Consider the following 12,667-nt stretch of genomic DNA (forward strand, 5'->3'; position numbering starts at 1 on the left):
CCGGAAAGACTGAAATCTCCCAAGACTGCTGCGGTGGTCTGCGGGCGGGCGAGCGATCGTCCGCCCGTTTTTCGTTCCGGCATATGCACAACAACTATTGCTGCATATGCGAAAAGACGCGATCGCTTTTTTAACCCGAATTTAAATTCGAAATTACTAAGTACTTATTGGTCAGTGCGCGCCCCAGTTCCTCCCCTTGCGGGGCCGCAAACATCCGGTCCTCCTCCCGCCGGTTTGGCTGACCATGTCCCCTCCCATCAGCGCGATTGCGACATCACAGGAGTCACGGCAGTGACGTTCAAGAACCTTTCGATTTTGACCAAGGTCGGCCTTGTGGTCGTGGTCATGGGCATATCCTCCATTCTGATCGCGCTTGCCGGTGCGCGTGGTCTTTCCTCGCTCGGTGCGACGATCGTCGATGTCGGCGCGCGTGAGGAAGCAGCGCGCGAGGCAATGGACCTGCGCGTCGACATCATCGCCATCAGCCGCATGACCTATCAGCTCGCCGCCGCCCCGGAGAACGCCGCCGACTTCGGCGCGGAAACCGAAAAGCGTGCGACCGAAATGCTCGGCCGCCTGACCAAGATCGAGGCGGTCGCCGACGATGCCGAAGACAAGCTGCTGAATGACATCCGCCTGACGCTCAACAGCTACTTCGACGAGATCCGCGCCATGGTCGCCGTCGCCGCCGAGAAGGGCGGAGATGCCGGTGCCGTCAAGGCCGCACTCGACAAGGCGCTCGAAGCGCAAAAGACCGTGACGGCAACAGTCAAGACCTACAGCACCTATTCCGGCGAAGCGCTTTCCGCCGCTCGTGAAGAGGCGCTGAATTCCTCGTCCGTCGCCATGACAATCCTCGCCGCGGCCGCTGCGGCCTGCGTGCTCTTCGGCGTCGGCGTCAGCCTCGTCGTTGCCCGCCGCGGCATCGTCATGCCGGTCCGTGACCTGACCTCGACCATGAGCGAACTTGCCGACGGAAAACTGGATGGAGATGCGACGGACGTTTCCCGCCAGGACGAGATCGGCGAGATGGCCCGTGCCGTCGAAGTCTTCCGCAAGAACGGCATCGCCATGCGCGCGATGAAGGCGCAGGAAGCGGCCCTCCATGCGCGCAGCAGCGACCTGCAGTCCAACATCAGCGTCGTCGTCGCCTCTGCCGTTGCCGGCGATTTCACCGGCCGCATCAACAAGGACTATGAAAACGACGACCTCAACCGCTTCGCATGGAGCGTCAACGAGCTCGTCTCCAGCGTCGACCAGACCGTCACCGAAGTCCGCCGCGTGATTGCGGCGCTTGCCGACGCCGACCTGACGCAGAACATGCGCGGCGAATTCCACGGTGCCTTCGCCGAGCTGCAGACGAACGTCAACCAGACGATGGTGACGCTGCGGTCGACCATGCACAACGTGCGCACCGCGGCCAGCACCATCAACGACAACTCCGCCGAACTGAGCTCGGCTGCCAATGATCTGTCGAAGCGCACGGAACAGCAGGCGGCAGCGCTTGAGGAAACCGCAGCGGCGCTCGACGAAATCACCTCGACCGTGCGCACCGCCTCGGAGCGGGCGAATGAGGCGCATGAGATGGTGCGCGCCACCAAGGAAAGCGCCGGCCGTTCCGGCGCGATCGTGCGCAGCGCCGTCGATGCCATGGGCCGCATCGAGGGTTCGTCCAACCGCATCAACCAGATCATCTCGGTCATCGACGAAATCGCCTTCCAGACGAACCTGCTGGCGCTCAATGCCGGCGTCGAAGCGGCACGCGCGGGCGAAGCCGGCCGCGGTTTTGCCGTCGTCGCCCAGGAAGTGCGCGAGCTGGCGCAACGCTCGGCCAACGCGGCCAAGGAAATCAAGACGCTGATCCACAGCTCGGCGTCGGAAGTCGAAAACGGCGTGGCGCTGGTGCGCTCGACCGGCGAGGCGCTGCTGGAGATCGAGACACTGGTCAACAATGTCAGCGGCCACGTCAACACGATCGCGACGGCGGCGCGCGAGCAGGCGACCGCACTGCAGGAGATCAACACCTCCGTCAACCACATGGACCAGATGACCCAGCAGAACGCGGCGATGGTGGAAGAGACGACAGCCGCCAGCGGCACGCTCGCCGAAGAGAGCCGTCAGTTGCGCACGATGCTGGCGAAGTTCAAGCTGGAAGGTGCTGCAGCCCGCGAAGGCTGGAGCCGCGCCGCCTGATCGAGCGGCGTAATCGCCACGACTTCAAGTGAAGTTCTTGCTGCGGCGGCACTGTCGTTTCTGCACCCCGTGTTGACGGGGACGGGGACAACAGTGCCGCCGAGCATATTGAAGCGCGAGACCGTTTCCCCATCTTTTGCGCCTGAAAATCCAGGCGCTCCTGCGCCTTCTTCCCGATTTGCTGGGAAGCATGCCTGTTAGCCGCTATTCTGGAACGCAGACGTGTGAGTCGTTAATTTGCGGGACAACCGAATGACGCAGCAGTTCGACCTCTTTGTTTCGGACGAGGCAACTTCCAAAAAGGCGGGCGGTGGACCGGCGGTCAAGCGGGCATCGCTGACCGAGGACGATATGGTCCGTCACCTTCAGGCGACGGGTCGCTATCGCCTGTTGCAGCGGCTTGTGCCGCGCGCTGTGGTGCCTGTTGCGCGTCCCGGCTTCCCCCTGCATGGCGTCATTCTCGATACCGAAACCACAGGGCTCAACCATCGCAAGGATGAGATCATCGAGATCGGCCTGATCGCCTTTACCTTCGATGAGAAGGGAAACCTGGGAGACGTGACTGGCGTTTTCGGCGGCTTGCGCCAGCCGTCCAATCCGATCCCTGCGGAAATCACTCGTCTTACCGGCATCACCAACGAGATGGTCGCGGGAAAGACGATCGACCTCGACGAAGTGCGGGCGCTGATGGAAAAGGCCGACCTTGTCATCGCCCACAATGCCGGCTTCGACCGTCCCTTCTGCGAGGCCTTCTCGCCCGTTTTTGCAGGAAAGGCATGGGCCTGTTCCGTCTCCGAGATCGATTGGTCTTCCCGCGGCTTCGAAGGCACCAAGCTCGGTTACCTGATCGGGCAGGCCGGTTACTTCCACGACGGCCACCGGGCGGTCGACGACTGTTTCGCTTTGCTCGAAGTCCTTGCCAAGGATGGCGGCTCCGGCAGCACGCCCTTTGCCGAACTCTACGAGGCGAGCCAGCGATCACGCGTCCGCATTTTTGCGGAAAACAGCCCCTTCGACATGAAGGATCATCTGAAAGCTCGCGGCTACCGCTGGTCTGACGGAAGTGACGGCCGTCCGAAATCCTGGTGGGTCGAAGTCGCCGAAACCGCACTTGAAGACGAACTCGGCTACCTCCGCTCGGAGATCTATCGCTGGAAGGAAGCCGATCCGCCGATCAAGCGCTTGACCGCTTTCGACCGCTTCCGGGCCTGACACGCGAACGAGCCGCTGCGGCCGACAGGGCAAGCCCTTCGGTGACGCGGGCGTCGCTCGATTAAAACATCCTTTTCCCGCCGATCTTTGCATGACGCGGCCCACCGATCGTAGCGCAGGCGCCAGGCTGAGGCTGTCCTGCGCCGGACGCGGGCTGACGGCCCGCTACGCCCCGATTTGCCTGTCTTTCCACATCTGGCAAACAACGCCCGGTTTACCGTTAACCGCTGAATTCACGCACAAAAAGCGTGGACGCCCGACCGAATCCGACTATACGTGCGCAGACTTGACTTAGAAATTCAAGTTTTATGCTGTTGTTATAGTTGATGTTTCAATGTCGATGTTCGCAATCTCGTCCAGTTTTGAGAGTGCTCCCAAGCGTGGGATGACCCGCGATCGCCGACACTTTGTCTGGCAGCCAGTCTGCATGGGCGCAACCGAACGCGCCGTGACCGAAGGGCCGGTTACGCACCCGCTTTGCCGAAGCGAGCTGCTGCGCACGAGACCCGTCTGTCGGTCGAAATAGCCGCAACTGAACGCAATGTCCGGGGCTCGCCCTGCACCGTTGTTCAACGGGCAAGGCGCGTGCGTCGCGTTCTGAGCGGCTGGGTTCGGCCGGCGACAGTGGCGGATACGGAATTCACCTTAATCGAAGTTACAGGGGTAAGAGAATGGCAAGGGGCAGGTTCAATTCGGTTTCGCGTCGGCGAGCCAAAGTCGTGCTGGCGGGCGTGTCGCTGCTGGCAATGTCCGCCGTGGCGGCGTCGGCCCAGGAGGCACGCAAGACCAGCCGGGTCGAAAGCCTGGCCCAGGCTGAACGCAGTTCGGGCGGCGCGACGCAGCTGGCCCCCATCGTGGCCGTCGGGCAAGCGGGCGGTCAGCCGCCTGAGACCGGCACCATCGGCCAGCCGTCAGCTCCCTATGCGGGCGGTCAGATGGCGACCGGTGCGCGGCTTGGCGCGCTCGGCAACCGTCCTGTCAAGGAAACCCCGTTCAGCGTCACCAGCTACACGGATAAGCTGATCCGCGATCAGCAGGCGCGAACGGTCGCCGATGTCACCCTCAACGATCCCTCGGTACGCATGGATGCGCCGGCGTTCAGCGAGCGTGATTCGTTCTTCATTCGCGGCTTCTCGGTCACCAATCTGGATACGGCCTATGACGGCCTCTTCTACATCACCAACCCGCGCCGCAGCCCCCTTGAGGGCATCGAGCGCGTCGAGGTCCTGAAAGGCCCGAGCGCGCTGGTCAACGGCGGCGTCGGCCGCGTCGGTGGGACTATCAATCTGGTGCCCAAGCGCGCCACCGACGAGCCGCTGACGCGACTGACGACCACCTATATGTCGGACTCGCAATTGTGGTCGCACCTCGATGTCGGTCGCCGTTTCGGGCCCGAGGGCGAATGGGGCGTCCGTTTCAACGGTTCCTATCGTGGCGGCGACACGGCGCTTGACCACAACGAAAACGAGATCGGCGTGCTGTCGCTCGGGCTCGACTATCGCGGCGATCGGGTGCGTGCCTCGCTCGACCTCAATCATTCGAAGCAGAACATCAATGCGCCGGCCTCGCTGTTCAACGCGGCAGCGCCGGGCATCAAGATCCCGGAAGCGCCGGACGGCCGGATCAACACGTCCAACCCGTTCGAATACCATGACAGTGAACACAATATGGTCGCTGGCCGCGTCGAGTTCGACGTGCTGGAGAACACCACTGTTTACGCCGCCGGCGGCATCAGCCGCTACCGCGAGGACTTCCTGAGCACGTCCTACACCATTCAAAATCCCAATGGCGATGCGCTGGCCGAGTTCGGCTACAATCCGCAGGAGATCCAGGGGGTCTCGGGTGAGGTTGGTCTCCGCTCGGAGTTCGATACCGGACCCGTCGGTCACCAGCTCAGCGTTTCTGTGAGCCGAGCGCTCAACGAGAACAACCGCGGCTACTTCCATCCGGGCAGGCTCGGCTTCAGAAGCTACATGACCAACATCTACAATCCGATCTATGTGCCGAGCGATTGGGTCAATACGGGCGGGCTTCCGCGCTCGAACGACCTGCATGCGTTTTCGGACCTGCTCGCGACCAGCGTCGCGATCTCCGATACGCTTTCCTTTGCCGAAGACCGTTTCCAGCTGACGGTCGGCGGGCGCTATCAGGAAATGCGTGTACGAGGGTACAATACGCGTCCCGGCGCCGTGCCGCTCGGTCAACAGACCTACTATTACGAGGAAGGCCGGTTCAGCCCTGCCGTCGCGGCACTCGTAAACGTCACCGACAGCTTCTCTGTCTACGGCAACTACGTGGAAGCTCTGACCGAAGGGCCGTCAGCGCCGTCCAACGCTCTGAACAGCGACCAGATTTTCCCTCCTGTTGTCAGCAAGCAGAAGGAAATCGGCTTCAAATACGACCTCGGCGAAGTAATGCTCGGCGCAGCGCTGTTCGAGATCAGGCAGCCAAACGGTTTGACAACCGGCGGCGTCTTCGCCGTCGACGGCCTGCAGGTGAACCGTGGCATCGAGCTTTCAGCCTATGGCGAACCGGTTGACGGCGTTCGCTTGCTTGGTGGCATCACCTTCATGGACGCCAAGCTCGATAAGGCAGAGAACTCGAGAACAGGAGAGCGGTTCGATGGCAACCGTGTGCCCGGCGTCCCGACGACCGCGATCAGCCTCTATGGTGAATACGACACACCCTGGGTCGAGGACCTGACGCTCACCGGTCGCCTCGTTTATACCGGCAGCACCTACTACGACCAGAGGAACACGCAGAAGGTCTCGGACTGGACGCGGGTCGATCTCGGTGCGCGTTACTCCTTCGAGCGTGAAAACGCTAAGCCGGTGGAAATCCGGGCGACCGTCCAGAACGTGTTCGACGAGAACTACTGGGCCTCGTCCGCCCGTGGCTTCCTTGCCGCCGGCGCGCCGCGCACCTTCATGGTGTCGACTGCGTTTGAATTCTGAGCCAGAGGAGCTTCAGTCACAAAAAGAAACGGCCGGCATTTTGCCGGCCGTTTCTCGTTTCCGGGGGGGGCGTGCCGATCAGGCTTCCGGCGAATAACCGAAGACGACGGCCGGGTTTTCCGCGGTCTCGACCCAGACGCTCTTCGTCTGTGTATAGGCCATCAGTGCATCACGGCCGGAGGAGCGGCCATAGCCGGAGCGGCCGAAGCCGCCGAAGGGCGACATGACACTGATCGTCTTGTAGCCGTTGATCCAGAAGGTCCCGGCCCGCACCCTTGAAGCGACCCGGTGTGCGCGGCCGACATCACGGGTCCAAACGGCGCCTGCCAGGCCGTACGGGTTGTCGTTGGCGAGGGTGACCGCCTCGTCCTCGTCGTCGTAGACGGTGACGCCGACGACCGGGCCGAAGACCTCTTCGCGGGCGATCGTCATGTCCGGCTTGACGTTGTCGAGAATGGTCGGCGCGAAATAGAAGCCGCCGGAGGCTTGAAGAGAAGCCGGCTTGGCGCCGCCGGTTGCAAGCGTTGCACCTTCGGCAACGCCCTGGCGCACCATTTCCTCGATCTTCGCCCATTGTCGTGCATTGTTGATCGGGCCGATCTGCGTGCTGTCGAGATAGGGATCGCCGACGGGGATGCGCGCGGCAGCCTCGGCATAACGCTCGACGAACTGCTGGTGCACCGAGCGATGCACGAGCAGGCGTGAGCCGGCAACGCAGCTCTGGCCGGCGCCAGAGAAGATCGCCGATTGGGCGCCGACGATGGCGCGGTCGATATCGGCATCGGCAAAGACGATGTTGCCGGACTTGCCGCCGAGTTCGAGGATACAGGGCACGACGTTCTTCGCAGCCGCTGCCGCAATGGCCGAACCGGCAAGCGCCGAGCCGACGAAGACGACGAGTGCCGTTTTCGGATGGGCGACCATCGCCTGGCCCGCCGTTACGCCCTGGCCGGCGATGACGTTGACGAGGCCACGGGGCGCGCCGCCCGCCTCGCAGAGCGCACCGAGCACGAGCGTGCTGAGCGGCGTCAGTTCCGACGGCTTGATGACGACGCCGTTGCCGGCGCAGATCGCAGGCGCAATCTGCCATCCGCCGGTAAAGAGCGGCGCGTTCCAAGGGGTGATCTGGGCGACGACGCCAACCGGCTCGTTGCGGGTATAGTTCAGATGCGAGGTCGGGACCGGGATGACCTCGCCGTGCAGCTTGTCGCACCAGCCGGCATAATATTCGAACATCTCGGCGACCCGGACAGCCTCGCCACGGATGTCGCGGATCGGCCGGCCGGCCGAGCGGCTTTCGAGCTCGGCAATCTCGCCGGCGCGCTCGCGGATCTTGCGGGCGATCTCGTTCATCACCCGGCCGCGCGCCGAAGCGGTCATCGAGATCCATTCGCGCTGGGCGCGCGCTGCCGCCTGCATGGCGGCGTCGACGATATCAGCGCCGGCGTCCTTGAAGGTGGCGAAGACTTCGCCGGTCGCCGGATCGGTGAGCGCCTGCTCGTCGCCGGAACCGGGCACCAGCGTGCCGTCGACATAGCTGCCGATCTCGGTGCCGGGAATGATGCCGTGGAACAGCGCCCGGATGCGCTCGGCCTTGGCGGGCATGGTCATGTCGTTCATCGTCGTTCCCTTCAAGTCTCAGTTGTCGTTGGCCACCGGGCGGAAGGCGCCCATGCGGGTGAAGTCCTCGGCGTTTTCGAGCGGGCTCTCGGCCCAGAGCTTGGCGACCGCGCCCGAGAGCGGCAGATCGGCGCCGGTGCGGGCCGCAAGCTCGCTGGCAAGCCGCACGTCCTTGCGCATCAGGCCCATGGTGAAGCCGCTGTCGAAGCGGCCGTTCATCACCCAGGTCGGGAAATGCACTTCGCTGATCATCGATTTGCCGGAGGCGGCGTTGAGCACCTTCAGCGCCTCGTCCGCATCGAGCCCGGCGGCAAGCGCCAGCTTCAGCCCTTCGCCCGTCGTCACCATATGGGCGGCGGCGAGCAGGTTGTTGACGAGCTTGGCAACGTTGCCGGCGCCGCTCGGGCCGACATGCAGGGCCTTGGCCGACATCGCGTCGATCACCGGGCCGGCAAGGGCGACGTCCGCATCACTGCCACCGATCATCATCGTCAGCTTGCCGCTTGCGGCACCTGCCGGACCGCCGGAGACCGGCGCGTCGATGAAGCCGTGGCCGAGGCCGGCAAGGGCTGCGGCGAGATCACGCGAGACATCCGGCTCGGAGGTCGAGGTGTCGATGATGACGACGCGGCGGCCGGCCGCCTTCAGCGCTTCGAGATTGGCCTCGACGACGGCTGCCACGTCCTTGGCGGTCGGCAGCGAGAAGACGATGAAGTTGGTGTCGAAGAAGACGTCAGTCAGAGCCTCGACCGGGGTCACCCCGCCTTCGGCGGCAAGCGTGCGCCGGGCCTCGGAGAGGTCGAAGCCCTTGACGGCAAAACCTTTGCCGGCGAGCGTCGTCGCCATGCCGAGACCCATGGCGCCCAAACCCACCACGCCAACTGTCGTTCGTTCCGCCGTCATGATCCGCTTACCCTCGTATGATCAGAATGATCCGGCGAAGGTGGCATGCGGGCTGGCGAGCGGGTAGACGGCGCGCCTGGTACAATGCGTTGCTGGCGTGGCAACGTCTGCTCGACCGCCGGTGATGGGAAAGGCGAGCGTTAGCGCCGCGCGGGTTTCATCGAGCTAGGACGGTCTTCTAAGTCTGGAAGGATTGCATCTCGCGCGCGAGATGCTGGCCGAGTTTTTCGACCGACAGCGGCAGGCGGCGGTGGGCCCGCACCATCAAATGCGCGCTCGCCTCGCTCAGCAGCGGATCGGAGAGGTCGATCGCCTGCATGGACCCGCGCGCGATTTCCACGGTTACGGACGTGCGCGGCAGGAAGGTGACGCCAAGGCTTGCTGCAACGAAGCGGCGGAGCACCTCGATCGAATGGGTTTCGAGCAACGGCGCCAGCGCCAGCCCCGCATCGGCCGCCACCCGCGCCACCAGTTGTGTCACGCCATTGCCCTTGCCGAGCAGCGCGCACGGGAAGGCGAGGCAATCGGCAAGTTTCAGGTCGCTGCGCTCGGACAGGGGATGGCCCGCCGGCACGATGACGCAGAGCGGCTGGCGCGCAATCGCCAGCGCCCGGATGCGCGGTTCGGTCAGGGGATTGTAGGCGATGCCGATGTCGGCGTCGCTGTTGGCGATGGCGTCGACGACGTCTTCGGTGCTGCCGAGTTCGACGATGTAGCGCACATAGGAGTGTGCCTTTGAGAACGACGAGAGCCCGTGCTCCACCAGGTCGGCCATGAAACCTTCGCCGCAGCGAATGCGGATGCGGGTCTGCTGCACGCCGCGGATCTGGTCGAGCTGCTCGGCAAGCAGCCCGTTGTCCTCGAGCACGCGTTTGCCGTGTTCGAGCACCAGTTCACCGGCGTCGGTCAGGACCGTGCCGCGGGCGGTGCGCTCGAAGAGGGACAGGCCGATGTCGCGTTCAGTGTCGGCGATCTGGCGGCTGACGACCGATGGCGCCAGCCCCATATGCTCCGCAGCGCCCCGGATCGAACCGATGCGCGCAACCGCCATAAAGATCCTGAGCGCTTTCGCGTCGAGTACGTCCATGGTGGTCATGGATGCGACGGAATCCCCTTGGGGTCAACGACCAAGCGAGGTCGCGATCAGGCGTGTCCAGAGGTTTACGCCCTGGCCGATGATCGCGTCGTTGAAATCGTAGTGCGGCGAGTGCAGGCCGGGGTTAACGCCCTCGCGTCTTGCGCCGAGCCAGAGATAGCAGCCGGGACGTTCGTCGAGCATGAAGGCGAAGTCCTCGGCCGCCATGCTTGGTGGCGCGTCGATGACCGTCAAGGCCGGGTCTGCCGCGGCGACCGAGCGTGCGAGCGCGGCGGCTGCGGGATCGTTGATCGTCGCCGGATAGCGGCGCTGATAATCGAGCTCGGCCGTGCAGCCGAGCCCTTCGGCAAGGGCCGAAACGAGCGTGCGCATCCGGTTTTCGAGCGTGTCACCGACCGCCTTGTCGAACCAGCGCGTGGTGCCGCGGATCACGGCTTTTTCCGGGATCACGTTCCAGGCGTCGCCGCCGTGGATCTGTGTGACGGAGACGACGGCCGCTTCGAGTGGCGAGACGTTACGGCTGGCAATCGTCTGCAAGGCCGTGACGATCTGGGCGCTAGCGACGAGCGGGTCAGCACCCTCATGCGGCATCGCCCCATGGGCGCCGCGACCGGTGATGGTGATTTCGAAGACCCCGAAGGCGGCCATCATCGCGTCGTCGCGGGCCACCACCGAGCCGACGTCGAGCGCCGGCCAGTTGTGCAGCGCATAGACGGCATCGGCCGGGAAATCACGGAAGAGGCCATCGGCGACCATGACGCGGGCACCGCCCTCGGCCTCTTCGGCCGGCTGGAAGATGAAATGCACGGTGCCGTCGAAGTCCATCTCGCTCGCCTGCCGGGCGGCGGCCAGCAGCATGGCGACGTGGCCGTCGTGGCCGCAGGCGTGCATCTTGCCCGTCGTCTTCGAGGCGTAGGCAGCGCCGCTCGTCTCGATGATCGGCAGCGCGTCCATGTCGGCGCGAATGGCGATCGATCGGTTCGATGTGCCACGCCTGAGCGTGCCGACAAGCCCGGTGCCGCCATAACCGTCCTTCACGGCAATGCCCCATTCGGCAAGCCGGCCGGCGATGAAGGCCGCGGTCTGGCGTTCCTCGAAGGCAAGCTCGGGATGGGCATGCAGGTGATGACGCCAGCGGATCGTTTCCTCGATGCGCTCGGGGCTGATGTCGTGGCGTGTCATGGCGTGCGTCCTGTCGTTTGAGGGGATGGCCGGCCGCAGAGCGGCCGACCTGTTTCTCTTACACAATTCCGGACGGAAAACCGCTTCCTGGAATTGCGTGCCGCGTTACTGGCCGAGACGCAGGAAGAGATCGGCGACGACGACCGAGCCCATATAGGTGCCGACCATCACGCAGATCGCGACGATGACGATCTTCCAGCCCGAGCGGCGGGCGATCGCGAACTCGTTCGCCGTCAAGGCAAGGCCGCCATAGGCAAGCGCCGGGGTCGCCAATGCGAGGAAGTTGAGGTGCTCGACCTGTTCGCTGACCCAGGCTGCACCCGGAACGCCCGGGATGGTGATGAGGATCGCGATCAGCGAAACCCAGGCGACGCTTGGCAGGTAGAAGGGCACGAAGCGGGCGAGCGCCAGGCCGACGATACAGGCGGCATATAGCGTCGCCATGCCCGGCAATGCGGTGAGCGGCGACGTTCCGGTGCCGACCCAGTTGGCGACAAGGCCGATCGCACAGGCGATGATCAGCAGGCCGGCATGGCCGATCACATCGAGCTTGCGTTCGTCCTCGGGGTTCAGCGGGAGATCGTCGGCGTAGTTGGCGGAGGTGTTCTGGTTGGTCATGGTTCTCTCTCCCGATCAGGCTGCGGTGCGACGCTCGGATGGGCGCGCCTTGTTGTAGAGCCACTCCGTCAACGGCAGCGCCACGAACATGCCGACATAGAGGCCGGTGGCATAGGTCAGGATGTTGCTGGCGGCGGCGAGCGCGAGAATGATGTCCTTCTGGTCCGGCACCGCCGCGACGAGACCGCCGGTGCAGGCCGCCAGCATCGAGCCGGAGCCGACGCCGCAGGACATGGCGAGCGCACGCACGTCGAAGATGCCGAGGCCGTGAACGATCGGCGGCATGATGGCGAAGACGAAGGTGCCGATCAGCGTGCCGGTCGCATAAACGCCCATGGCGCCGGCACCTTCCGGCGAGTTGAGGCCATATTTGTCGGCGATCAGCGCGATGTTCGGCTCGCGGTCGATCGAATAGGTGGCGCCGACGGCTTCACGGCCCATCTTGAGAAGGAACACTGCGACCGGGAAGGCGACGATGATCGTTCCGAGATTGCCGAGTTCCTGCAGAACCAGCGCCGGGCCGGCCTCGATGATCTGCGAAATCTGCGGGCCGACCGTCGTTCCGAACTTGGCGATGAACGGCATGATGGCAACGGTGATCATCGCGCCGGAAAGCTTGACCGCATCGCGCGACAGGAACTTGCCGGTCGCCTTGAAAATGGCCGGATTGAAGGCGATGCCAAGCGCGAAGGCGTAAAGGATCGGCAGGAAGATGACGGTGCCGATACCGATCGGCAGACGCTGAATGCCGATCAGCTCGGAGGCGATGACGATCGCCAGCACAAAGATATGCAGATAGAGCGCGCCCGAGGCGGCTCCGGTTTTCCCGGTCATGATGTTCTCCTCTGGTTGGGAGCCAGTTGTTGTTCTTTGCCCAGCGTTCAGAGTA

9 protein-coding genes are annotated in these 12,667 nt (G+C 64.1%); 3 read left to right on the plus strand and 6 right to left on the minus strand.

All coding sequences use genetic code 11. From position 1 onward, the window contains the following. Positions 1 to 291 precede the first annotated feature (291 nt). The 3 genes from IB262_RS24670 (at position 292) to IB262_RS24680 (ending at position 6,359) form a co-directional block, all read left to right on the plus strand. Entirely contained in the window at positions 292 to 2,193 is a 1,902-nt protein-coding gene (locus tag IB262_RS24670) for a methyl-accepting chemotaxis protein (protein ID WP_348646930.1), read from the plus strand. A 252-nt stretch (positions 2,194 to 2,445) separates the two neighbouring features. Next, positions 2,446 to 3,405: a 3'-5' exonuclease gene (locus IB262_RS24675; protein ID WP_034805639.1), complete on the plus strand. Its 960-nt coding sequence runs from the start codon at positions 2,446 to 2,448 to the stop codon at positions 3,403 to 3,405. 746 nt (positions 3,406 to 4,151) lie between these two features. Then, positions 4,152 to 6,359: a TonB-dependent siderophore receptor gene (locus IB262_RS24680; protein ID WP_060601829.1), complete on the plus strand. Its 2,208-nt coding sequence runs from the start codon at positions 4,152 to 4,154 to the stop codon at positions 6,357 to 6,359. A 78-nt stretch (positions 6,360 to 6,437) separates the two neighbouring features. Here IB262_RS24680 and IB262_RS24685 read toward each other — a convergent pair whose 3' ends face one another. The 6 genes from IB262_RS24685 to IB262_RS24710 form a co-directional block, all read right to left on the minus strand. Then, the gene (locus tag IB262_RS24685) at positions 6,438 to 7,964 is read right to left on the minus strand and encodes an aldehyde dehydrogenase family protein (RefSeq protein WP_246802713.1); all 1,527 of its coding nucleotides are present in this window, start codon (positions 7,962 to 7,964) and stop codon (positions 6,438 to 6,440) included. A gap of 33 nt (positions 7,965 to 7,997) precedes the next feature. Beyond that, the gene (locus IB262_RS24690) at positions 7,998 to 8,882 is read right to left on the minus strand and encodes an NAD(P)-dependent oxidoreductase (protein ID WP_034805645.1); all 885 of its coding nucleotides are present in this window, start codon (positions 8,880 to 8,882) and stop codon (positions 7,998 to 8,000) included. Positions 8,883 to 9,060: 178 nt separating this feature from the next. Then, positions 9,061 to 9,978, minus strand: coding sequence for a LysR family transcriptional regulator (locus IB262_RS24695; RefSeq protein WP_234798789.1), 918 nt, complete (start codon positions 9,976 to 9,978; stop codon positions 9,061 to 9,063). A 24-nt stretch (positions 9,979 to 10,002) separates the two neighbouring features. Then, a complete protein-coding gene (locus tag IB262_RS24700; RefSeq protein WP_034805651.1) occupies positions 10,003 to 11,160 on the minus strand; it encodes a M20 aminoacylase family protein in 1,158 nt (385 codons plus the stop codon). Between the two features lie 105 nt (positions 11,161 to 11,265). After that, positions 11,266 to 11,778 (minus strand): hypothetical protein, encoded by a 513-nt coding sequence (locus IB262_RS24705; protein ID WP_034805654.1) that lies wholly within the window; start codon positions 11,776 to 11,778, stop codon positions 11,266 to 11,268. Positions 11,779 to 11,793: 15 nt separating this feature from the next. Beyond that, a complete protein-coding gene (locus IB262_RS24710) occupies positions 11,794 to 12,612 on the minus strand; it encodes a DUF3100 domain-containing protein (protein WP_034805657.1) in 819 nt (272 codons plus the stop codon). Between the last annotated feature and the right edge of the window lie 55 nt (positions 12,613 to 12,667).

Source organism: Ensifer sp. ENS02 (assembly GCF_014851885.1).
In the GTDB taxonomy this organism is placed as follows: domain Bacteria; phylum Pseudomonadota; class Alphaproteobacteria; order Rhizobiales; family Rhizobiaceae; genus Ensifer; species Ensifer adhaerens.